Annotated in this window: 14 protein-coding genes and 3 pseudogenes; 8 read left to right on the top strand and 9 right to left on the bottom strand. The window is 43.2% G+C overall.

All coding sequences use genetic code 11. The annotated features are described in order from the left end of the window. The first annotated feature begins 269 nt into the window (after positions 1–269). Together pyk and ACT7WV_RS22345 are read left to right on the top strand one after the other, a co-directional pair. Positions 270–2,051, top strand: a complete 1,782-nt coding sequence (gene pyk, locus ACT7WV_RS22350; RefSeq protein WP_445104989.1) for a pyruvate kinase — start codon at positions 270–272, stop codon at positions 2,049–2,051. A gap of 324 nt (positions 2,052–2,375) precedes the next feature. Then, on the top strand, positions 2,376–2,531 hold the full coding sequence (locus ACT7WV_RS22345) for a hypothetical protein (RefSeq protein WP_445104988.1): 156 nt from the start codon (positions 2,376–2,378) through the stop codon (positions 2,529–2,531). A gap of 404 nt (positions 2,532–2,935) precedes the next feature. Here ACT7WV_RS22345 and ACT7WV_RS22340 read toward each other — a convergent pair whose 3' ends face one another. Then, positions 2,936–5,236 (bottom strand): DUF4347 domain-containing protein, encoded by a 2,301-nt coding sequence (locus ACT7WV_RS22340; RefSeq protein ID WP_445104987.1) that lies wholly within the window; start codon positions 5,234–5,236, stop codon positions 2,936–2,938. 497 nt (positions 5,237–5,733) lie between these two features. Further along, positions 5,734–6,144, bottom strand: a pseudogene (tnpA, locus tag ACT7WV_RS22335) (IS200/IS605 family transposase). Positions 6,145–6,394: 250 nt separating this feature from the next. Here tnpA and ACT7WV_RS22330 point away from each other — a divergent pair. Next, positions 6,395–7,296, top strand: a pseudogene (locus ACT7WV_RS22330) (IS630 family transposase). A gap of 238 nt (positions 7,297–7,534) precedes the next feature. On the opposite strand, the pseudogene ACT7WV_RS25925 reads toward ACT7WV_RS22330, so the two are convergent. From ACT7WV_RS25925 to ACT7WV_RS22310, 3 genes and pseudogenes are all read right to left on the bottom strand, one after another. Continuing rightward, positions 7,535–8,615 (bottom strand): annotated as a pseudogene (locus ACT7WV_RS25925) (ATP-dependent metallopeptidase FtsH/Yme1/Tma family protein); the annotation flags it as partial. Between the two features lie 46 nt (positions 8,616–8,661). Next, positions 8,662–9,372 carry a dienelactone hydrolase family protein gene (locus ACT7WV_RS22315; protein ID WP_445104984.1) on the bottom strand — a complete coding sequence of 237 codons (711 nt, stop codon included), beginning with the start codon at positions 9,370–9,372 and terminating at the stop codon, positions 8,662–8,664. Positions 9,373–9,488: 116 nt separating this feature from the next. After that, positions 9,489–10,160, bottom strand: a complete 672-nt coding sequence (locus ACT7WV_RS22310) for a phosphoribosyltransferase (RefSeq protein WP_445104983.1) — start codon at positions 10,158–10,160, stop codon at positions 9,489–9,491. A gap of 527 nt (positions 10,161–10,687) precedes the next feature. Here ACT7WV_RS22310 and ACT7WV_RS22305 point away from each other — a divergent pair. From ACT7WV_RS22305 to ACT7WV_RS22290, 4 genes are all read left to right on the top strand, one after another. Then, positions 10,688–11,520 (top strand): IS5 family transposase gene (locus ACT7WV_RS22305; RefSeq protein ID WP_445101302.1). Its coding sequence is split into 2 segments (ribosomal slippage): positions 10,688–11,072 and positions 11,072–11,520, totalling 834 coding nucleotides; the frame shifts between segments, so codons are not numbered across the junction. A 138-nt stretch (positions 11,521–11,658) separates the two neighbouring features. Continuing rightward, on the top strand, positions 11,659–12,144 hold the full coding sequence (locus ACT7WV_RS22300) for a hypothetical protein (protein ID WP_445104982.1): 486 nt from the start codon (positions 11,659–11,661) through the stop codon (positions 12,142–12,144). Between the two features lie 130 nt (positions 12,145–12,274). Continuing rightward, positions 12,275–13,138, top strand: a complete 864-nt coding sequence (locus tag ACT7WV_RS22295) for a fimbrial biogenesis chaperone (RefSeq protein ID WP_445104981.1) — start codon at positions 12,275–12,277, stop codon at positions 13,136–13,138. Positions 13,139–13,299: 161 nt separating this feature from the next. After that, positions 13,300–16,419, top strand: a complete 3,120-nt coding sequence (locus ACT7WV_RS22290) for a carboxypeptidase regulatory-like domain-containing protein (RefSeq protein ID WP_445104980.1) — start codon at positions 13,300–13,302, stop codon at positions 16,417–16,419. Positions 16,420–16,538: 119 nt separating this feature from the next. On the opposite strand, the gene ACT7WV_RS22285 is transcribed toward ACT7WV_RS22290, so the two are convergent. Together ACT7WV_RS22285 and mtnB are read right to left on the bottom strand one after the other, a co-directional pair. After that, positions 16,539–17,942, bottom strand: a complete 1,404-nt coding sequence (locus tag ACT7WV_RS22285; RefSeq protein WP_445104979.1) for a glycoside hydrolase 100 family protein — start codon at positions 17,940–17,942, stop codon at positions 16,539–16,541. A 49-nt stretch (positions 17,943–17,991) separates the two neighbouring features. After that, positions 17,992–18,612 carry a methylthioribulose 1-phosphate dehydratase gene (mtnB, locus tag ACT7WV_RS22280; protein WP_445104978.1) on the bottom strand — a complete coding sequence of 207 codons (621 nt, stop codon included), beginning with the start codon at positions 18,610–18,612 and terminating at the stop codon, positions 17,992–17,994. 851 nt (positions 18,613–19,463) lie between these two features. On the opposite strand from mtnB, the gene ACT7WV_RS22275 reads away from it, so the two are divergent. Further along, the gene (locus ACT7WV_RS22275; protein ID WP_445104977.1) at positions 19,464–21,218 is read left to right on the top strand and encodes a chloride channel protein; all 1,755 of its coding nucleotides are present in this window, start codon (positions 19,464–19,466) and stop codon (positions 21,216–21,218) included. A gap of 13 nt (positions 21,219–21,231) precedes the next feature. On the opposite strand, the gene ACT7WV_RS22270 is transcribed toward ACT7WV_RS22275, so the two are convergent. Then, a complete protein-coding gene (locus ACT7WV_RS22270) occupies positions 21,232–21,891 on the bottom strand; it encodes an HAD-IB family phosphatase (RefSeq protein ID WP_445104976.1) in 660 nt (219 codons plus the stop codon). Positions 21,892–21,921: 30 nt separating this feature from the next. After that, the gene (locus ACT7WV_RS22265; protein ID WP_445104975.1) at positions 21,922–23,091 is read right to left on the bottom strand and encodes a RuBisCO large subunit C-terminal-like domain-containing protein; all 1,170 of its coding nucleotides are present in this window, start codon (positions 23,089–23,091) and stop codon (positions 21,922–21,924) included. Positions 23,092–23,382 lie beyond the last annotated feature (291 nt).

The following is a 23,382-nucleotide window of genomic DNA, read 5'->3' as shown; positions in this document are numbered from 1 at the left end:
GCTTGTAGTTAAGCCCCTAAGCTAGTTCAATTATCAGGTCATTTCCTCACAAGTAAGGAAAAAATGGGCACAAGGAAAATGCCGGATTACCCAATTTGATCTCAGAAGAGTTAAGCAGTTGATAGCGCTGGGGCAAAAATCTGTGAGATCATAGCCGAATCTCCTACATTATCAGTGGTCTTGGCATCAGCTGAATCCTCAGACAATCCCGTAGATTGTTGCCGCGCCACGATCAATTTGCCTAAAGTTCATCCATCGCCTTTTCGTTTATGCAACTGCAAAATTCCCTACGTCGGACAAAAATTGTTGCCACTATTGGACCTGCCACCAGCAGTCCAGATGTTCTGAAGGCACTGATCAAAGCTGGTGCCACAACTTTGCGGCTCAATTTTTCCCATGGTACTCAGGAAGACCACCAGCGCAGTATACGCCTGATTCGGCAGACAGCTTTTGAACTAGATCAGCCAGTGGGCATCCTGCAAGATTTGCAAGGCCCAAAAATTCGCTTGGGACGATTTGAGAATGACTCAATTGTCCTTAAGACAGGCGATCACTTCACTTTAACTAGTGAACAGATTCCTGGAAACCAAGAAATCAGTTCTGTTACCTATAAGCCATTGGCAGATGAAGTACCAGCCGGGGCGACAATTTTGCTCGATGATGGCAAAGTTGAGATGCAAGTCGAAGAAGTAGACCGAGTCAAGGGTAATTTGCACTGTCGTGTAGTTGTTGGTGGTCCTTTATCTAATAACAAGGGTGTTAATTTCCCTGGTGTCTATCTTTCAATTCGGGCTTTAACGGATAAAGATCGACGAGATTTGATGTTTGGCTTAGATCAGGGGGTGGACTGGGTTGCTTTAAGCTTTGTGCGTAACCCCCAAGATATCTTAGAAATTCAAGAGCTAATTACCAGTGCCGGGAAGCAAGTACCGATAATTGCCAAGATTGAAAAGCACGAAGCCATTGAGCAGATGGAAGCAATTCTTTCACTCTGCAACGGCGTCATGGTGGCTAGAGGTGACTTGGGTGTAGAACTACCAGCTGAGGATGTCCCCATTCTGCAAAAGCGACTAATTGCTACGGCTAATCGCTTAGGTATCCCAGTAATCACTGCTACCCAGATGTTGGATAGTATGGTTGGCTCACCTCGGCCCACCCGCGCTGAGATTTCCGATGTTGCTAATGCGATTCTTGATGGCACTGATGCAGTGATGCTCTCCAACGAAACTGCTGTCGGTAAATACCCAGTTGAAGCAGTGGAGACAATGGCGCGGATTGCTGTGCGCATTGAGCAGGAGAGCATTGTTCGCAATGCCAAGGATACGAGATGCTCGATTCCCAATGCTATTTCTCAGGCAGTTGGTCAAATTTCTGACCAATTGCAGGCGCAAGCAATTATGACTTTGACTAAGACTGGTGCCACAGCGCGCAATGTCTCTAAGTTCAGACCTCATACTCCAATACTTGCGGTGACACCCCACGTATATGTGGCTAGGCAGCTACAGCTAGTCTGGGGCGTTAGACCATTATTGGTGCTGGATTTGCCTTCTACGGGTCAAACTTTCCAAGCGGCAATTAATGTTGCCCAAGAAAAGCATCTACTAGAAGAGGGAGATTTGGTAGTCATGAGCGCTGGGACACTCCAGGGTGTTCCAGGGTCAACAGACTTAATTAAGGTAGAGGTTGTCAACGCTATTTTAGGTCAAGGTATTGGCATTGGTCAGAGTTCGGTTAGTGGTGTTGCCAGGGTAGCCCATGATGCGATCGAAGTTGGCAAGTTTAACCAAGGCGAAATTCTGGTGGTTCCGTCAACCAATGCAGACTTTGTGGAAGCAATTCGCAAGGCAGGTGGGATTATTACCGAGGAGGATAGCCTAACCAGCCATGCGGCGGTACTTGGCTTGCGTCTTGGAGTGCCAGTCATTTTGGGTGTTAGGAATGCAACCGATATCATTCGAGACGGTGCGATTTTGACCCTGGATACACAACGGGGTTTGGTTTATTCGGGGGCAATGGGTACGAGTAGCCCCAATGGCACGAAGATGGTTTAAGCTTCCAAGAAGAGTCTGGGAACACTGAGTTCAGAGCAAAGGAGTCATCTTAAAAGAAGATAGAGTGTTTCCGGCGACTGCGGATAAGAATTAGGAATTAATTGTCTAAAAATATTTGACGGGCTTGGTCACTCGCAGACTCAGCCCGTCAAATGTTTATCTATGGGATTTTCCTATTAATTTTTATTTTGTAGTAACTTTCGCCGAAGCTTACATATTGTTTCGAGTTCTTGCAAAGGAAACTCTATCTAAGGGAATATCGTAGTGTTAGTTAAATTTATTGCCTACATTTTTTAAATCTCGAATACTAAGGAGGTGAGAAAAATGCACGCCCTCAAGACTCAGGCTCCCAAAAAGACTAATCCCAAGAGAGAGAAGCGTCGGCAGTACGCAAAAGTTGGTAATCCTAGAGTTCCACTCCACCCAAGTAAGAGCAATCACGAGCCAGAAAAGCTAAGCGATTGGGAAAATGCTTCTTAAAAAATGGAGCTAGAGAGTTGTTCTAAAGGTTTAGAGGCAATATTGTCTCTAAACTCTGTAGTCTGCCCTTCAATTTTTTTTGTAAACCAAATATTGTTTTACACTACCTCTGGCTGTTTGTGAAAACACGCAATCTCCTGAATATTATCGCCCTTAATCTCTATAAGTTGAAACAATCCATACTTCTCTGATTAATAGATAACTGAAGCTTTAAACCTTGATTATTCTGGTTCAGATGAATGATTTTAGTAGATGATGATCAAGGTTTAGGGTTGCTGATTGAATTAATCAAAGACAGGATTGACAGGAAACTTTGTGAAGAGTTTTTTCTGTCAATCCTGTGAATCCGACTTCAGCTAAAAAATACGATCATAGGTAAATAAGTTTCAAGAAGTGGGAGAAGATCATGCTAAGGAAGAAACCCCAGTCTCGTGCAGGATTGTTCCGCTTTGCAACAGCCAGGATTGGTAGTTAGCGCCTTGATTTAAAATGTGGGTTTCTGTGGTGTTTGTGCCGGTGCCACTCTCCTTGAGACTGATAATACCGAGAGGGTTACCACTGTTGTAGTCGTCTAAGAGAAAGCCCCAACTGTCCCCAGTCTCATGCAGTGCTGTTCCGCTTTGGAACAGCCAAGATTGATAGTTGCTAGCTCCATCTAAGATGTGAACTTCTGTACTACCCGACCCCGTGGCACTCTTTTTAATACCCACGATATCGATATTACCATCGCTGTTGTAATCACCCGCCTGGAAATTCCAACTGTCCCCAGTCTCATGTAGAATTGTTCCAGTTTGCATGAGCCAGCTTTGATAGTTAGTGGCTCCATCCAGAATATGGATTTCGGTACTACCCGAACCCGTGCCACTCTTTTTAATACCCAGGATATCAGTAGCACCATCGCCGTTGTAATCTCCAGCCTGAAAGTCCCAGCTATCACCGGTCTCGTGCAGAATTGTTGCGGTCTGTGTAAGCCAGCTTTGATACTTGCTGGCTGCATCCATGACGTGGACTTCTGTTTTACCCGAACCCGTGCTACTCTTCTTGATACTTAAGATATCAGTAGCGCCATCACTGTTGTAATCGCCCTTCACGAAATCCCAGTTATCACCAGTCTCGTGCAGGACTGTTCCGGTTTGCAGCAGCCAAGACTGATAGTTGTTAGCTCTATCCATGATGTGGACTTCTGTACTACCCGAACCCGTGCCACTCTTTTTAATGACTACGATGTCGGTAGCACCATCAAGGTTATAGTCTCTGGTGAGAAAATCCCAACGACTACTACTATTAGCTGGAGTCGGTTCCGGTCCAGGGGCTGGGCCAGGGGCTGGAGTCGGTTCCGGTCCAGGGGCTGGGCCGGGGGCTGGAGTCGGTTCTGGCTCAGGGGCTGGTTCAGGGACTTCATTGCCAACTATAAAGGGCTGAGTTTGCAAGAATTGGAAGTTACCAGTAGCGTTATCAAAAGCACTGATATCGAAGCTCCAAGTACCCAGAGGTGCATTTGCTGGCAAGTTCACCCCCCAGGTAAAGGGGTCGATGTCTGTTCCATTTATTGTGAAATTCTCTGACTCAGGACGCTTATCAAACTCAACAGCATTACCATTGGGATCACGCAGGATCGTTTCAAGTTCTAGGTTCTGGCTGGGTTGGGTGGTGTCAATCTCGGCGTTAAAGTTGACGAGCTCACCTGGTTGATAATTCGGGAAGTCTGTTCCGGTGGAGACTGATATTGCGCTATCAGCGGTCGAACCTAATTGGTAGTTAGTTACCAACTCAGCTTTGACAATCTCTGCTTCCCATGGAGTGGGGTCACCGCCCGTATCAATTTCAATCTGGACAAAATTTTCACCCGTAACCAGGGTTGAGGGATCAACGCGGAAAAGCGTCCTGAATTCGAGTTCGTTTTCACCTTCTAGTAAGCCAAGTTCTGTGCCGTTAATCGTAACAAGATCTAGTTCGCCCTCAGCGCGGTCAACGTCGAAGATTGAGAGGTAGAGCAGAGAAAGTCCGGTCGCTGGGGCATTGGCATCGGTGACAATGTTAAACTCAATGGGATGGAGGGCGCTTCCAGCGCCGACAGGACCGACACGGATACCTTTACCAAAGTCACCGTCTGCAACACCATTGCGAGCTTGACTCTCATTGTCTTGAGTAACAACGTACACCTCATTGGCAAAGACACCAGCGTAGGTAGTTTGTAGGGTGGGAGTAAAGGCAACAGAGGTATTAACTGCGCCAATTTCAACATCTAAATTCCAATTGCCCCCAAGGTCAGCATGACCTATCTTGCTTGCTGAAGCAGCGATGTTGGCTTGGGTTAGGTTGTGGAGTTTTGCTAGGAACTCTTCACCTGCATCCCCAGCAGCGACGTTACAACCATAGAGTAGAAGATTAACAACATTCCACTGTTGCAGTTGAGTCGCGTAGCGGTTAAAGGTATCTAAACTTAATTGCGTATTACCCAAATACAAGCGACCGGGCGCGCCGTGGGAAATAAGATGAACTGTACCGACATCCTGACGCTGCTGTAAAACCTGGCTAATTTGCTCAATGCCATCAGCAGCCGCATCTAAGACAAATACTTCGGCTGTGGAAATTACACCGTTAACTAATTGCTGGTAATTTTCAACTCCAGCATCAATAAAAACGACTGTAGCCACTTTATTAGAGGTTTTTGGGGTAGGATATAGGGCGGGTTTAATACGCATTGTTGAAAGTTAGTAGTAAGATCAAACAACTTTAATGTAGATGCAAATTGAAATAGATAGCACCGTAGCTTTTTATTAATGACTTCTGGAAAGTCATAAAAAAGTTTTTACCTAGCTGATAGACGCTGTAGTTAGAGGGAAGAGAGACCTGGGGAGTACAGGGGTTCCTACACAACGGGAGTATACCCGGGCTTTGTAAGCCAAACTTTTCAATTTTAAGAATTTACTTGATTAGATCGGGAAACACTATAGTTGCAGTAGCTCTTGGTTTAAGAGGCTGTACCCTTGTATCTATAATAGCTCCTCTCTTATACTCCCGTCAGTCGCAAAAGTCGGATCTTTAAGTAGGAAAAGTCGGATCTTTACCTAATTTAGATATTTCTAGGGAACCACGACATCAGCCGCTCTCAACAGGTAAAAAGTAGGGCAGCTTGGTAGCCCCGTCTTTTTAAAGCGGGCTGGAAAAGCGATGCAAGCAGATTCATCTGTATTCAATATTAATCTCTTTCGTGGTGCGGGTCATTAATGTAAGCCATGACTCTGCTTGTACTTACCTTGCCACTAGTGTCATAGAAATAACTCTTAGTCCATAATGACGGGAGTTTTTTTTATTCTGGAAACTCATCGCGCAATAGCTTTTAACTTCGCCCATTAAAAGCCTTAACAACCATATAAATAGGTGTTTTTTCGTTATACTCAATAAATAAATGTACGTGGTCGCTAGCAATCTCTTTAGCCTTAATAATCCATTCTCTATCGTTAGCTACTGAATCCAATATCTCTGATAACCTCAGTTTTACATTCCCCCTTAATACTGGCTTTCGTCGCTTGGCAACCCAAACCAGATGGACGGTTGCCAAACCGACAGAGTGTCCACTATGCCTATATCCTACAGAATATTTTCTCACTTTATTTGGTTGATGTATTACTATCTGTTAACCGCTAGACTAATATGACAAATATAAAAAATATAAACAAATAAAGGGTTTTGGGGAGGTGATGAGCGTTGTTTAGATATCAACAGTTATTAGTAAAATGCGAGAAAGATACCCAGTCAATTATTGAATACTTTTGTCGCGATAAAATAACCTATATATAGCTTTCCTGGCACTTATGACGCAAAGCAAAACTCAAGTCTATTAATTATGAAATTCAGCAATGAAACCTTATTCAAGTGAATTTAAGCAAAAATCATTGAAGCTCATGAAAAGAAAAACATCTCCATTAGGAGCATCGCCCAACATTTTTGCGTTACCAAAAGCTTTATTCAAAAAATGCTCAAACAATAAAAGAAACAGGAGATATTTATTCTTATTATCAACGATGAAGTCCTCAATATAAGCTGAAGAGAGAGCAGTTAATTAATTTAGTAGAAATTATCGAAACTAACAATGATGCGACACTCGAATAACTGTGTGACTTGCTCGAACAAAAAGTTCAAGTTAAAGTCAGTCGAGCGACCACGGGAAGAATTATGCAAAAATTAAACTATACTATAAAAAACGCTCTGCGCAGCAGAAAAAGAAAGTGAAAATCTCCAAGAACAGCCAGTTAAGTTTTGGTCAAAAATTCGCGATATTCCTGTAGTAGAAGACTTAATTTTTCTGAATAAATCAGTAGTTAATCTAGCAATATTTAGGCTTGGTAACAGACTTTTAAAAGGGGAAAGAGTTAAAAAAAGAGGCAGAAATATTTCGCTGATTGCAGCTTTATTAATTCGAGAAGTGGTGGTATCCGTCAATATTTATCAGGCGGTAGATGGTGTGACTTTTGAATCTTTTGTTATTCGATTATTAATTCCTAAACTTTTAAATAATGCTTGTGTTGCGATGGACAACGCCAAAATTAATCAAGGAGAGATGGCGAGATAATTTATTAAAAAAAGCTGGAGCTAAACTAATTTATTTATCTCCTGACTCTCCCGAATTCTCCCCCAGGGAAAATTTTTGGTCAAAAGTTAAATCTATCTTGAAGTCGATGCCATTGCCAACGCCATGCTTAAACTAATTCAGTCAAATATCCGTAACTGGTTTGCTCATTGTTTCTGCTATACCTCATAACTGCAAGAAAGGCTACAGTTTTAAAGATGCCTCGGCAAACTAAGGAATTAGCACTTTCATAGACTTGGTTTCTGATTGTGATATCTGGCAGTGAAATCATATTTGGGGATTACTGCTGCCTAAAAAAAAGTTGATTAGTGTTAATGTAACTTGAGCTAAAGCTCGCTGATGTAGTCGTAAACTACAGCTCATAATTCGACTTGGGATACTAAGTTCAATTATGAGTTTGTCATCTCCCCTATGAATCTAACATTTTCTTTTCAGAGAGAGAAGTTCCATACCTAGAGGTTTTCGCTGGTTGTCCTCCATTGAAAGTAGTTTGTAGGAGTAGAGCATCTTGAGGTGAGCTACCTTTACTTAGCCATTCTTCCATCTGTTCAGTTTTCTGGACAAGCTTGAGTCGCTCCCGTAGTTCTTGCCCTTCTAGAATTTCTTTGTCTAATAAAGCTTGTGCTGTTTCCTCAAGCAGTTGGCGATTTTTGTCTAAGATAGCCAGGGCGATGTGATGTGCTCTTGCAACGAGAAGTTTTACCTCCCGGTCAATTTCTTCGGCAATCTTAGGGCTAACTGGACGACGAGGATTGGTAACACTCTCCAGAAACTGTTGCTGCATTCTCTCAAAGGCAATCGGGCCAAGCTGCTCACTCATAACGTGTCTTGCCTGTTCCTGGCAATCCTACCAACAAAACGCCTTTGGGAATTGTCGCGCCCAAACGGGTGTATTTGCTGCGATTTTTGAGAAAATCCACAATTTCCTGCAATTCGGCTTTAGCTTCAACCACTCCAGCTACATTATCAAACTTGACGCCTGCATTGCCTTCGGAGTGAATGTGGGCTTTGCTTTTCCCAAAGGTGAGGGCGGCAAGCCCACTCATCTGAGATCGATTAGCTAACCAAAAAAGTATGCCAAAGAAAATTACTGGCCAGATGATCCAGGCTCAATGCCGAGAGCCAAGCGTCCCGATGTTCTGGTGCAGCTGAAAATTCGACGTTGTGTTCGCACAGAATTTTTGGCAATTCTCAATCGAGAGGCACTGGTGTTTTAAGATACACCTCGGTGGGTTTCTCTCCAGGTTGAGTACTAGCTTGATCAGACTTCAGAATATACTCGATACGCTCAGAACCAACTTTGGCACTAGCAACTTTTCCCGCTTCTACCTAAACAATAAACTGGCTGTAGGATACTTCTTGTTGGTGAGGCCCCTGGGAGAAAAACATATTCAGGAGAAGCAGCCAGGTAAAAATGATGATTAAAGTACGACCCAACTGCCGAAAATCAGGCTTTTTTCACTGTGATTACTATCAGTATTAAAAGGCATTTTTAATTGCTCCTTACTGCCGAAAAAACTAGCTGTGGATCCTTAATTAGCTGATGTTTTCGAGCGGATGCTGGTTTGGCTGGCAACTTGAAAGAAAATTGTCCTCAAACCATTGACTTGCTAAATGGGCTACTTTTTCTAGTGTCCCAGGCTCTTCAAAGCACTGTGCTGCTCCAGGAATAATCTCTAGCTGCTTTGGTGTTCTCAGGTGTCTTAGTGCTGCTCGATTTCTCTCGAGCAACGGTAGGTCATGTTCACCAACAATTAAGAGTGTCGGTACTTTAACTCGAGATAGAACTGCTCCGGCTAAGTCAGGTCGTCCACGATGAGAGACAATGGCACTGACAGCGTCTGGTCGTTCTACCGCTGCTAGCAGAGCAGCACTACTACCGGTACTGGTACCAAAGTAACCAATCCTCAAATTGTGGGTAATGGGATTTTTTAGCAGCCAGTCTGTAGTACCAACAAGACGTCCTGCTAGTAGACCTAAATCAAAACGAAGCTGTCTTGCTTGTCTGTCAGCAGCCTTCTCTGATAATGACAACAGATCAAGGAGTAAGGTTGCTAGTTGTCTCTGATGCAGTATTTGGGCAAGATGGTGATTATAGAGACTATAGTAGCTGCTACTACTACTGTGGGCAAATAGTACAATGCCTTTGGCATTTACTGGTATTTCCAGGCTTCCTGCCAGAGTTACTGAGTCTACTTTCACTGCAACTTTAATTTGTTTAACGTTCGGTTCCGAGATGGTATTCATGGGTCTATCCTCCTAATTAGGATTGACTACTACTCACGGGAAAGGTAGCTCTGCTAAGAACTGATTTGCCTCACTCCCGTGGAAGAGATTAATTTGGGTATTGATTCACCAGTTGATTAAGTCCTACGGGGAGACAATTGCTTCCAAGTCGATTGTGCCAGTAGGTTACGGACTTGTTCGTCGGTCGTTTGCGAGAAGTCTTCATACCAGAGACCGATAGCGTGGAATGCAGGTGGCATTGTCAGACAAACGAATTGGTCTACCTCTCGTTTTAATTCGTTGCAAGTTGATGGAGGTGCCACTGGTACAGCAACAACAATCGACTTCGGTTGCTGATATCGCAAGGTTGTAATCGCAGCACGCATAGTTGAACCAGTTGCAATACCGTCATCTATCAAAAGGACGGTGCGATCCTTTACCTGAGGAACCGGACGATTACCTCGGTAAAGGCGATCGCGTCTCTCTAATTCTTGCTGTTCTTGGGCTGCAACCTGATTAATTATTTCTTTAGAGATGCCTAGATTTTGCACTACCTCCTCGTTAAGCACCATCACTCCACCCGTTGCTATTGCTCCCATTGCCAATTCTTTGTGTCCTGGTACGCCGAGTTTACGCACTAAACAGATATCTAAGGAAGCCTTAAGCGCTCTTGCTACTTCAAAAGCAACTGGAAGACCACCGCGTGGTAGTGCTAATACCAGCACGTCAGAGCAGTTGGTATAAGTTGTGAGTTTCTTTGCCAGTAGTTGACCGGCTTCAGTTCTATTTAAAAATGGCTTTTCTCTCATACCTATCCCCATTGCTTAAATTTCTTGCCCTTAACTTTAACGGGTTCTTCGTTGGGTTCTTGTAACGTTAACCCTGCTGGAAAAAGTTGATCAGTTGAATCAACTTTTAATCAAGGAGTTTTCCTGTTTAGGCTCTAAATTTTTTGGGATAAGCTTTGGGATACATTAGGTTAAGCAGCTTGGCAAGGTGGATCTTCCCAGGGATTTTCCCTCATTGTTTTTTGCTCCTTTAAATTATTATCTAAAATTTGTCGAAAACTAGTTTTTTGTTGATTAATAAGCTTAATTGTCCATGATTATTCTAGCAAAATTTGCTAGAATTTTAATAAAGTAAAAAAATATTATTATTTTGTTTCAATACAACTCACGGATAATAGTTACCCAGTTTAGTTCTACTATAGTCATCTTAGATAAACTGTGAAAGTTCTTAAACCCCTCATACGTTTTTTTTATAGATGGTGAGATCACTAGACCTCTTGCAAAAGTCCAGTAAAAAAGAGATAAATAGGTCAGTATGAGGGAAAATAATGACCTATGAAAAGGTGAAAGACCTAAAACCCCAAGAGTTCAAACGCCTTTGTGGAGTTAGAAAAGAGACGTTTGCTAAGATGGTTGAGTTAGTGGAAACAAATGAAAAACAGAAGATAAAAACCGGAAGACCGTCCAAATTAAGTCCAGAAAATCAAGTATTGATGACGCTCGAATACTTACGAGAGTACAGAACTTACTTTCATATCGGTCAACATTGGGGACTTAACGAATCAACAGTATATCGAATAATTCGTAAAATAGAAAATATTTTAATCAAGTCAAAAGAATTAAGGATTCCGGGAAAGAAACAACTATTGAAATCGGGAAACCCAATAGAGATAGCAGTTATTGATGTAACTGAAACTCCCCTAGAGCGTCCTCAAAAAAACAGAAAAAGTTCTACAGTGGCAAGAAAAAAAAGCACACTTTAAAATCTCAACTTATCGTTGAAAAAAACAGCAAAGAGATTATCTGTATTGCATGCGGCAAGGGTAAAGAACACGACTTTAAGTTGTTTAAACGGAGTAAAACCAATCTAAAGACAGAGATACAGTGTCTCGGAGATCGAGGATATCAGGGAATAGCGAAAATCCACAAACAAAGTCGGATACCCCATAAAAAACCCAAGAAGAGCAAACTATCAAAAGAACAAAAAAAAGAGAATCATAAATTAGCTTCAGAGAGGATAGTGATTGAACATGTTTACCGTCGCCTCAAAATATTTAGAATTTTATCCGAGCGATATCGCAACAGAAGAAAAAGGTTTGGTTTACGCTTTAATTTAATTGCAGGCATCTATAATTACGAACTTCGTTTGAACTCAAATTAGTTAGCTGCCGCTACTTTTGCAAGAGGTCTACTGTATACCGTAAATTTACTGAGTAAGAAAAACAGTGTAATTACTAATTTCAAGCTTCTGTGACACAAGTTACCTTGAGTTCAGTCAATCAAATTCAAGGAATAACCCATGATTCGTAAGTCTTTACTGGCTTCTGCCGTAATTTTAGGTGGCACAATTGCTTTTGGTTCTGCGGCTCAAGCGGCTGACGGTACAGTTATCTTGAGTGGAGAAGTGCCAGATTCCTGTGTAGTCGATGCCACAGCTGCCGGAACTTTAGAGATCAATGTGGCAGGGGATACTCTAAGTACCGATGTAGCAGGGGGAGGCACAGCTGGTACAGTTACTTTTACCTGCAATGCACCTGCAAACGTAACCGTAAATCCTGCCCTACCTCAAGGCAATCCTGGGGCTTATCTTCCGACTGCAACGACTGTAACTGTTACAGGTAATTTAAATGCACCCATAGTAGTAGATGCTGGTGCCGCTGCACAGGGTTTAATACCTGATGCAGGCACAAATGTTCTTAGCGTCGATATGACAACCACCATGGATACTGGTTTGCCTCAGGGAAATTACGAATTCGACATTGTTGTCACTGCCACATCCATTTAACCAATTCCTGATAGCGTCATCTCTTTTATGTTCACTAACTGAGTTACTAGGGAGACGAGATAGAGAGTCTCTTTCCCTAGTAATTTCAATCTAGCTCAGGAAATTAATCAGGCAATCAAGATAATTAGCAATGTTTTTTTATCCTCAAAAACCCACAGCGCATTCTCGTATTACTAGATTTTTAAAATTAGGAAGTTGGGCATTATCAACCGCATTTTTAATGAATGGTTCAGCTCAAGCGCAGTTGGGTGCATCACCTTTGACGCTTGATTTAGAAGCGAATCGTTCTCAAGCACAAGCGGTAATTAGTGTTATTAATACTACTAACACTCCCTTGCGAGCAAGAATCTATACTGAGCCTTTCACTTATAGTCGTGACGCAGGATTTCAAACCTTACCTTCCAGTCCTAACGATCTTAGCCCCTATCTACAATTTTCGCCTAGGGAGTTGACAGTTCCTCCGGGAGTAAGAAGGCGAGTACGCTTAAGAGCTTTACTTGCTCCTAATCTTCCAGATGGAGAATATCGAGCCGTTGTTTTTACAGAAACCCTGAAAGAGTCAACTGAGAATAGTAACAATAAAGTCAGCATTGTTACTCGCGTGGGAACGAATGTCTATGTTCGCAAAGGTGATGTATCTCCCAACTTAGCGGTAGATAGCGCTAGCTTTGATGCAGCTCAAAATCAGGTTCAATTGCTAGTTCGCAATACAGGAAATGCTTCTGTTAAGTCGGGTGTTCGTTGGCAATTAAAACAAGGAGAACAAGTTGTCAGAACTGGAGAATTACCACCGAGTACTGTTATTGCTCAAAGCGATCGCAACCTCTTACTCAACTTCACTGATGAGAATAACTCCGCTCTCTCCCCCGGCGAATATCAACTGACGGGAGAATTGGCATGGGAAGAAGACAATAATAGCAATAGCCTGCCTTTCAATGTCAACATTACTATTCCTGCTGGTGCTTCAGCTTCTGCCACTCCTGCTAGTAAATAGCTTTGACATAGCAGTATTTTTAATTATTCCTGACTCTTGCCGGAATCTGTCAGGATTTTAAGCCCAAAATAACGAATCTTCCTTATGAGTTTCATTCATTCAAAGTAACTCTAAGTGATGATTGGGGGCTGTCTATATGCAATCTTTTGCCAAGCAGTACTATGCTTTACTTAGCCCTGCTGACTATTTCGCCTGAGCTTGTTAATCCTCCAATTTATGATAAAGCTGCTCCGGTAACAGCAACATCTTTAATTATTGCCAACACACCAGCACAAAAGCAAGCTAATTCAGCAATTTTTCCGACTAAACCAACTCAGACTGAAAGTTTCTCTGCTGAGTCTCTTGTCTCTAACCCACCTCAATTGCCTGAGTTAGTTGGTGAGTCTAATGCCGCACAACTGGCACCACCAATCACAGTTACTATTCCCGATGATTGGCAGGAACAATTAGATCTTTTTGAAATCAATACTCCAGTTAATTTAACAGTATCCAATCTTGATTTAAAAATATATCCAACTGAGATTAATGATTCAATTAACCAAATTGAATTACCATCGAGTGCAGTAACATCTAGCACAACTCTAGTTCCTCATGACGCGGATGATTCCCAGCAAGCTATTAGTTTACCTACAAATAATTCAGAAACTGCAAATACAACTGAAAGTTTATCCCCAGAAGAGTCGGAGGTTGTAACTTTTCCAACCACTCAATCTCCTCTTGCTCAGGTTCCCGAAGGCTTCACCACTTTTATTGTTGGCATAAAACTTAATAGAAGAAATGTAATTACTAGTGTGTTGGTACGTGGACAAGAAAATGGGACACAAGCGCTGAATTTTGAGCAGTGGCTAATACCTTATGACGCTGTAATTCAAGCGTTGAAATTAAACACCAAGGTTTTGCCCGATAATCAAATCGAATTGCGATCGCCTTCGCTGGCTCTCCGTATTAATCCGAACCAACTTCAAACAGATCCAGAAATAGGGTTAGTGTTTTCTGTAGAGCAACTACGTACTCTATTTGGAGTTGAGGTAGAGTTCGACATCATTGATTATGCGATCGCTCTAGAAGCACCTTTGCAAAATCAGGGGAACCAAAGAACCACAAGAGAAATTATCGTACAAACAGAAGGCTTGCCCAAATTTGCTCCTTCTAGCTTAACAATCGGAGCACTTGAGCAACGAATCGATGCTAGTGGTAGGGAAGGAACATCAACCAACTACAGAGGGGATTTATCCGCAGTCGGTAGTATCTTTGGCGGTAGTTGGTTTGTTCGTGCTAACCAACCTGAGTTATTTTCTAGACAGACTTGGAGGATTGCAGAAGCACAATTTCAGCGACAAACTGATGCTACTGACTATATAGTTGGCTCGCAATCACCTTTTTGGCGCAGCCGAACTGGGGGGGACTATTGGGGATTGACCACAGTTATACGGAACGGTTTTGTGCCACAGTTGCAACTATACGGTAGTGCGGATCCTAGGCAACGTCTCCAGGCTGCTCAAATGTCGCGCACGATTTCTGGAAAGGCTGAACCTGGTACTTTAGTGCAGCTAGTGCAAGGTTTCAGCAACAACACCCTGGCAGAAGTTTTAGTTGATTCCACTGGTGTCTACCGCTTTGAAGATGTCGAATTTGAGCAGGGAGCTTTGGGTAACTACCGTGTTTTACTTTACCCTCAAGGACGGCTAACCGAGCAACCCGAAATTCGCACAGCTACCTTTTCTAACCTACCAGGACAAATCCCGGCGGGATCTTCAGCTTATGTGCTTTCTGGCGGCTGGCGGCGGCACTCAGGGTTAGAAAATCAAGGGCTACTGGGTAATTTCTCAGATTTCCAAGGAGGAGCACAAGGACGTTGGGGTGTTTCCAATAGCCTGACAGTAGGCTTGGGTGCGGTTTATGACCAATCCCTCAAAGGTTTAGGAGAAATATTTTTTCAACCACAAGGCTTTCCTTTAAAAGTTACTGTTGCAGCCTTAACAGGTACGGAAGATAGTGACTGGGATATTAACGCAGATCTAAGTTTTGAGCCTTCCCGTAACTTTACCGCGAGACTGACTAGCGATCGCTTTTCCACCAGACTCAATACTACTTGGCGAGTGTTTCCTGGTTTGAGTTTCATCGGCAGCACTAACAGTAAAGATGCAATTTCCGCTGGCATTCAGCTTGCTTTTAGTGGCAAAAATTATTTTACTTTCGCCAGTGCCACGTTAGATAGTAAAAGTCGCTTCCGTTGGAATTTACTGCAACGACTCAATCAGTTTGAGCTAAGGTCAATTGGCAACGAAGTTACTACTCAATCTGCACTTACTTATCACTTTACTGCCAACAATTCTAGCAGTGGTAATTCTTTAGTTCTCAGCTACGATACCCGCAACCAAAATAATCCTGACAACTTGCTCAGCCTTAGCTGGCGCTATCGTTCACGGACAAAATTAAGCAATGGTAATCCTCTTTGGGATACTCAATTAGGTTATGGCATTGGTTCCCAGGGAAGCGGTATTATTGCTTCAGTTGCAACGGCAATTATACCGGGCTTGCGCCTACAAGCGCAATATCAGGGTGTGTCCGCTTCCTCCAATGAGTCGGCATTTAGCTTAAATTTGGTTTCCAACCTCACTCTACAACAGGGAATAACTCCCAGCGAAGTCCAAACTAACTATCTGCGCACCCAAGGCGGACTTTTAGTTCAACCTTTTTTTGATCGTAACCAAAATGGCAGACGGGATGCAGGGGAGAAATTTTATACCGATCCTGAGCTAGTTCTCCTCAACAATGGAAGCCTTAAGGATATGCGACCAGAAATTCAAGATGATCAGATCATGATACACTTGCCTCCTGGCACATATCGCCTTGATCTCGATCCTGCTGGTTTCCCCCTTGATTGGCAAGCTACTGTTAACGCTTACGCAGTTGATGTGGTTGCTGGTAGCTATACCCCTATTTCAATACCTTTGATTAAGTCTTATAGTCGCTCAGGTGTGGTCACCGATGAACAAGGTAATCCTGTTAGTGGAGCCAGAGTAGAAGCAATTGAAGCTATTAGTGGACAGCGTCTATTTTCTGTTACTAACGACGCCGGAGTTTTCTATCTAGAAGGTTTGCAGCAAGGAATTTATACCTTTGAGATCAATAGTCAGCAGGCTGTACCCGAATCTCTAGAACTCAAAGAAGTTTCTGAACCCTTTGATGAACTCAACCTACAGCAAGTTCCTTGCAATAATCATCTGGAGGAAGTATCAGGACAAAGTAGTTCTCTTCTTAGGTTACAGCAGTTTTGAATCGGATGAGGCACACTCGCGTTTTCGATTCTAGCCATCAAACTGAGTCGGTATATCTACACTCAGTTGCCAACCCATGTAAAACTTTGCCCTGATAACTTATCGGTCTAGAGAGAAACTTAAAAAGAAGTAGGACAAGACCAGGCTAGGGATTCAATGTCCTCATCAAAACTGAATAATTCTAAGTTTTTCGGATTGTCTATTAGTTCTTTGGCAACTAGGTATCCAGCAATTGTCCAGGTTTGATATTTCCGTGCTTCTTTGCCAATTAATCTACCATTTTTGCCGTCGTAGTATTCTGGCCATTGGTCTTCAGCAATGCGTTGTTCGGCAATTTTAATTGCTCTTTGGGCTAAGTCAGTTCTACCCGTCTTCAGAGCCGCTGCGACTAAAGGCCACAACAAGACAGGCCAACTACCTCCATTGTGGTAAGACCAAGGTACATTTTTGGGGTCACAACCAGTTAATATCTTCCATTCCAAACCTTCCACCGCAGGAAAACAAACTTTCATGGGCATACATCCTACCAGAGCGTCCCATCGTTGCTCGATGAGATCCATAATCCATTGGGACTCTTTAGTACTCGATAAAGAACAAATAATAGAGAGTAAGTTTCCTTGGGCAAAGAAACGGAAATCCATCCGTGCTGGCCCAAGATTACCTGCTAAATAACCTCCTGTGTCCGGCATCCATTCAGTTAACCAATAAGGTATAGAATCTGGATAAATATTAAACTTATTGACTGCTGTTTCACCAAATTCTTCACCTCGATATCGATAGATATCATTTAAACGTTTTAAATCTAGCCAGTAATACTCTCGAATATGAAAATTAAGAGTATTCAACCGCTGAGAAATAAACTGTCGATAAATATCACCTTGACGATCAGCTGCCAGCAGTTCACGTGCACCCCTCAAGGTGGCGTAAAATAGAGCTTGAATTTCTAGAGGATGCTCATAAACTCCCATACGACGGTCAATCATAAAGGAGCCATCTGGAACCAACATTGTGGGAAACATATCAAACCGATCTGCCAAGCAAAGCTTAAGAATCTCGATGATTCCTCTTTGAAAATCGGCTCTATGAGCTAAGTCAAAATCCCCCGTTGCCTTTACATAAGCCCGCAACAAGATAATCCACCAAAGACTTGAATCAACAGGGGTAACTCTGGCGATCGCATGTTCACCAAAATCTGCTGTTAAGTATTGTTTGCCATAGCTTGATACCACTTTAAAGCTGGCTGGCATCAAGCCTTGACCAGCATTAAAACAATCCATTTGCTTGATTTCGCTCTGCAGAGCTAATGTCTCAATCAGGAAATTGCGAACAATTTCTGGCTTGCCCTTCATCAGATAGATCAGCGCTGAAGAGACGAAATCACGGACAAAGCAATGATTATAATTAAGTGCTTCTACATCTGGATCGCGAGCGGCTACTGTCCCAACCGGACGCCCTTCATAATAAACAAGAGAATCTTCAAGTGCTTGCCAAGCCTTGGCAACCATATTACTTTGTGTTAGCATCTGCGGCACTGTATCCTTAAAATTCTAGAAATACTTCTTTTTTTCGTCGCTACCCTATGCCAGTCTTTCGGGCAGCCACCATGTATTGGAAAATGTACTCTACTATTTCCAAGTAATTACGGGTAGTTTCTGCTGAAGAACCCCAAACTGTAACACCATGATCCCGAATGAGCAAAACATTAACTGGCGGTAATACATCCTGAAAACGCTCACGAATCTCATCAGCAATTTGAGGCACCTCAAAATGATTGGCGAATAGAGGCACTGATACTTTGGGGTTTTCTTGCCATACCTCTAAACCTTTAAGCATTTCTAAAGGCGGCAAAGCCAGAGCATCCCCATCAGTAAAACGAGAAACTAGATTAGCTTCGATGGAGTGAACGTGATAACATGACCCGGCATCGGGAAAAAGTGAGTAGATAACCTGATGAATAGTCGTCTCTGCTGAAGGGCGAGTCTCAAGATCAGGTTTATGCAGCACCGTGCCATCGCTAGCGATGCGAACAAAGTCACCAAAACTTAGATGCCCTTTATTGCGTCCACTGGCAGTAATCCAGAAGCTACCGTCCTTTGTACGAGCGGAGAGATTACCGGCTGTTCCCAACATCCAGCCCCGGTTATAAAAGTAATCGGCAGCTGCAATTAGGGTTGACCTGGGATCGGTATCCATTCTAACCTCAAAAATTTTACGAATACAGGATTGTATTTGTTTGATATCTTCCCATACCTTTTTCTTGTTGGTTTCTGCAATCTCCCAGCCTTGACAACCAAAAGTTACCCCCTTTCTTTTAGTGGGGATAATTGATGATTAGTTAATTGTTCTTCTCTATTGTTAATTTTTCACTTTCGATCCTCACTTTTTTATTTCTCTTTGAATTGACTCAAGCTAATAAAACCTTAGAATATAAACCAAGACACCTTAGTCATTTTTGTTACAAAAATAAATTAAATATTTAATCAAGGGTTGTCACCCCTCTATCTAGAAAAGCTTTGAGAAATCTATACTTGATACTTCATACTTTCATCAAGTATCAACTCCCACTTTAAAGTTCTCTTTGTATCTTGAATAATTTGTACTTTGAGAGGGGTGCTTTCCCTGCTCAGATTTACTTGCCAATATGCTTGATAATATGGATTTATTAGGCTATGATTGAGGGTAATCATTCTGAAGAATATTGGTAATAAAAGCCAATAAAGATATAAAAACAATTTTGGCAAGCTCAAGTAATAGTTTTAGCCGTACTGGTTTTAGTTAAGAAACTAGATATCCTCTAATAAATTTAAGAAATATTTCTAACTAGCCTACTTTCCCTCGGCAATTGAAAAAATATTCCGGAAACTAGGTCTTGAGCAGCACCCTATCGACCTGGTGCGAGGAGAGAATTGAACTGAATTTAATCAGTCTTAGGTGACTTTAATCCTAGTCCTTGGACTCGGTAGGAGAGAGTGATTGCGCAGCCATCACAATCCAATCACTCAGACTGATTGCTTCTATTGTGAGCAGCTCAGGATTATCACTTCATGAAGCCTGTCTCTATCTCCCAATGCTGGAGTCAACTCCTCGCATCCCCAGGTTTTGCCATGGTGGACGCTTGTCTGATTGGCTTAGTCTCTGGACTAGCAGCCGTACTACTTAAACAGGGAGTAGCATCGCTGAGGTTGTGGCGAGTTGAGTTGACTCTTAGTCTGCCAGCTTGGTTATTGCTACCTACTGTGGGATTAGTGGGTGGATGTCTAGCCGGCTGGTTGGTGAATCGCTTTGCCCCTGAAACTTCCGGTAGCGGGGTTCCTCAAGTCAAAGCCGCCCTCGCGGGTTTTCCCATTACCCTGAATGGGCGCGTGGCAGTAGTCAAATTATTGAGTACTACTTTAGCCCTAGGTTCTGGGCTAACTTTGGGTAGGCAAGGCCCAACAGTGCAGATTGGAGCTGCTTTGGCAGGACAACTAAGTCTTTGGATGCCAACTTCTCCAGACTACCGACGTCAAATGATTGCTGCCGGAGCGGCTGCTGGATTAGCGGCTGGTTTCAATGCTCCTATTGCCGGTGTCATGTTTGCTGTGGAAGAACTGCTTCATGATATCTCCGGCTTAACCCTTGGTCCGACCCTCCTGGCTTCCTTTATTGGTGCCGTTATTTCCCGATTGCTGGGTGGGCTTCCCCTTGACCTAGACTTAAATCTAACTACCTCTCTAGCAACTTTCTCGGCTCCAGAAATTCCCTTCTACTTAATGTTAGGTGTTCTAGCTGGATTACTAGGAGTTTTATTTAATAAGTGGATTCTGCTGAGTTTGACATTTAACCAACAAATTTTGCGCCTAGAGTTACCTTTCCGTGTAGGGCTGGCCGGCTTAATTTGTGGTCTCATTCTATCGGTGCTACGGACTGAATTCTTCACCCATATCAGCTTGCGAGAATTTTTACTGAGTGGAGAAGCAGACATTCAGACAACTTTAATTGCCTTAATTGTTTACTTTTGCCTGACTATTGTCGCCTCTGGTTCAGGAGCACCGGGAGGGTTGTTTGCTCCCACCCTCGTTTTGGGTTCTGCCCTTGGTCATCTTGTCGGTCTTTGGCAGTTGAGTCTGGTAGGCGTTGGAGAACCAACAACCTACGCTCTGACAGGCATGGGGGCTCTCTTTTGTGTCGTATACAAAGCACCAATCACAGGGGTGGTCATTATTTTCGAGATTACTAGGGATTTCAATCTCGTGCTGCCTTTGATGATTAGTTCTGTAATTGCTTATTTAGTATCAGAAATGGTAGATAGAGGGTCACTCTATGACCATCTTCACGAATTGAATGGCATCTCCCTCAAAAAAGAAAATCCGGAGAATGACCATCTACAAACTTTACTAGTAAATCAGGTTATGTCTCATGACCCGATAGAGACTCTCAATAGCCACCTAACGCTTAAGGACTTGATTCGGGTGTTTACTAACTCTCCTCATCACGCTTTTCCTATCCTAGAAGGCTCTAAGTTAGTAGGGATTGTTACCCAGACAGACCTGATTAACCTATATCAACAGCCAATCGAAGAAAATGGTCGTTCTTATAGTGAGGAAACACCTCTCAGAGAAATTATGACAACGCCAGTAGTTACTGTTAGCCCCATAAATACTCTGAATGAAGTTCTCTATCTACTTAATAAGCACAGCCTTACCCGATTACCAGTAACTGAGAACGGCAAACTTTTAGGAATGATTACAATTACTGATATTATCCGAGCAGAAACAGAGCTGCTAAGTTCTCGAAATACTGGAACCCAGTCAACCTGAGTTTCTTGTTCACTTACCACAGACTAGATAGCTGCTGGCGTACATCAAAAAAGTTATCCCACCGAATGTAGGGCTTGTTATACTCATCTAAATATTGGCTCAAACGATCGCGGGCAAATACTACTGGTGCAGTAAGTGCCATATTCAAATCTGTTACTGAATCCCCAATCGCGATTTGTTCCTCTGCCGGGTGTTGTGCCATTACCTGCACCTTAGCGACGAGCTCGGTATCTCCCTCAAACGGGGAAATCACCTGGAGAAACTCACCTGTCGTATCGACATCAACCGCATAGATTGCCGCTACCCTCTCCAGTAAAGACTTTTCCCCTGTACCAATCCGACTCAGGGCAGTTTCCACCATACCTCGCAAACCACCGGAAACCACGACAAAGGGAACACCTTCTACATCTAGGAAGTCTAGCAACTCCTCTAACCCAGGACGAAGCGGCTTTGATTTTGTATATTCAATAATTTGGGGATAACATGCTGAGGGAATCGACCCTAAAAGCTGCCTGACTCCTTCCCGCAGTGTCAACCTTCTAGCGTACATTTCCGGCATCAGTTGGGCAGACAACTCAGGAAGCAACTCTTTGAGCATACCCACAAAAGTTTCTACTGCTGTGATTGTGCCGTCAAAGTCACAAAAAACTACTCGCTTTGCCGAATTTTGCATTGATAGCGGTCGCAAATCTCACCTCTTTTCTCACTTGAGTTTTCCCCATTTTTCCAGGGCGCGGCGCAGTGGGCCAACTGGCAGTTTCTCCGCTTCCCAGGATTCACCTTGTTTAAGCCAATCTAGGGCTTCAAAGAAAGCTTGAACACCTGCTGCTGGGCCATCAGGGTGATCCATAATCCCAGTACCAGCATTAAGGATCACCTCCTGACCATAATCCGCCAGTGCTTGGGGTACGATACCGGGATGAATACCAGCAGAAGGAACAGGGAAAACATTACGCGATCGCAAATTATCTCGAATCCGCGCTTCTTCAGCAGGGTCAAACGGCAAACTACCATAATGGGCAGGGTATAGCACCGCATCCGCCCCGCAATGAGCCATCAGTGTACCTAAAACCACTGAGTAAGCCATACCATAGTCGGGAGACCCACACAGAGCACCAGCAAAAGCAGGGTGGGCAAAAATCGGCACCTTAATTTCTGGATCTGCTGCTAGAGCATCTAAAACAGAGAAACCGTAAGTAAGGACGTTCAAAAGCAAGGCATTTGCCCCTTGACGCACCAAAAGCCGTGCTTTCTCAATTAATTTGTCTGCGGCACCTGTAACATTAACAGCATAAAGAACCGTACGACCAGTTTGCTGTTTAACTTCATCAAGTACTTGGCGACACGCCTCCAGACGTTTTAGAGTTGGTACTCCCTGCAAATCTCCTAAAATTTCATCATCTTTAATAATGTCAAGTCCGGCACTGGAAACTTCTTGTAAAGTGGCAGCATGGTCATCGGCTGAAAGTCCCAGCGCTGGCTTGAAAATTGCCATAATCAGGGGTCGATCAAACACTCCCAGGCGTTCTCTAATACCACTCATCCCAACTTGGGGGCGTCTGCCATAGTGTTCTGGGAGACGTACTGCTATTACCTTGGCTGGACCTGCCATAGAGTACTTGCCAAAAATCATGGTCAGCAGGCTAGAGACATCATTTTCCACATTGGCTTCAGGAAAACGAATGGTAACAATACTAGAACCATCTGGTTGCGTCAGACCCTTGACCACTTCACCCAAATGCGAGCGCAATGCTTGCTCGCGGTGGGCAAAACGAGCATCCCAGGTGCCAGCAGTTTGACCGATGGCAATAACTTTGGCTTGCTTTTCGGCATCAATACCTGGTGGAAAGCGGTAGTCAACTTCAATTGTCATCTTTCAAGAGGCAGGCGTTCAGTCAGTACCTGTTGTTTCATACCATAGTTTCAGGCTCATTAAGCTGATCGACTGACAATTTGCTTTTTTGATTCAGATCAACACACCCATTCCAGTTTGTCCTTTGATATTGTCGCTCGCGATTGTTCCAAAAACTGGCAGAAATGCCTAAGACTCGCTCTAGTAACCTTGCCCAAAACCCCAGCTTTGGTTGGATGATATTTTAAGAAGTTGCCTAGCATATTGAGTGACATCCTCCCAGACTGAATCAAAGATTACAGTGTGGGCTTC

The organism is Symploca atlantica LB2515 (genome assembly GCF_052546295.1).
The sequence above is the reverse complement of the archived record's forward strand: the minus strand, read 5'-3'. Positions and strand labels throughout refer to the sequence as shown.

Excerpts from the sequence above, each read along its gene's own strand:
- pyk (WP_445104989.1), top strand. The coding sequence starts at position 270 with ATGCAACTGCAAAATTCCCTACGTCGGACAAAAATTGTTGCCACTATT.
- ACT7WV_RS22345 (WP_445104988.1), top strand. The coding sequence starts at position 2,376 with ATGCACGCCCTCAAGACTCAGGCTCCCAAAAAGACTAATCCCAAGAGA.
- ACT7WV_RS22340 (WP_445104987.1), bottom strand. The coding sequence starts at position 5,236 with ATGCGTATTAAACCCGCCCTATATCCTACCCCAAAAACCTCTAATAAA.
- ACT7WV_RS22315 (WP_445104984.1), bottom strand. The coding sequence starts at position 9,372 with ATGAATACCATCTCGGAACCGAACGTTAAACAAATTAAAGTTGCAGTG.
- ACT7WV_RS22310 (WP_445104983.1), bottom strand. The coding sequence starts at position 10,160 with ATGAGAGAAAAGCCATTTTTAAATAGAACTGAAGCCGGTCAACTACTG.
- ACT7WV_RS22300 (WP_445104982.1), top strand. The coding sequence starts at position 11,659 with ATGATTCGTAAGTCTTTACTGGCTTCTGCCGTAATTTTAGGTGGCACA.
- ACT7WV_RS22295 (WP_445104981.1), top strand. The coding sequence starts at position 12,275 with ATGTTTTTTTATCCTCAAAAACCCACAGCGCATTCTCGTATTACTAGA.
- ACT7WV_RS22290 (WP_445104980.1), top strand. The coding sequence starts at position 13,300 with ATGCTTTACTTAGCCCTGCTGACTATTTCGCCTGAGCTTGTTAATCCT.
- ACT7WV_RS22285 (WP_445104979.1), bottom strand. The coding sequence starts at position 17,942 with ATGCTAACACAAAGTAATATGGTTGCCAAGGCTTGGCAAGCACTTGAA.
- mtnB (WP_445104978.1), bottom strand. The coding sequence starts at position 18,612 with ATGGATACCGATCCCAGGTCAACCCTAATTGCAGCTGCCGATTACTTT.
- ACT7WV_RS22275 (WP_445104977.1), top strand. The coding sequence starts at position 19,464 with ATGAAGCCTGTCTCTATCTCCCAATGCTGGAGTCAACTCCTCGCATCC.
- ACT7WV_RS22270 (WP_445104976.1), bottom strand. The coding sequence starts at position 21,891 with ATGCAAAATTCGGCAAAGCGAGTAGTTTTTTGTGACTTTGACGGCACA.
- ACT7WV_RS22265 (WP_445104975.1), bottom strand. The coding sequence starts at position 23,091 with ATGACAATTGAAGTTGACTACCGCTTTCCACCAGGTATTGATGCCGAA.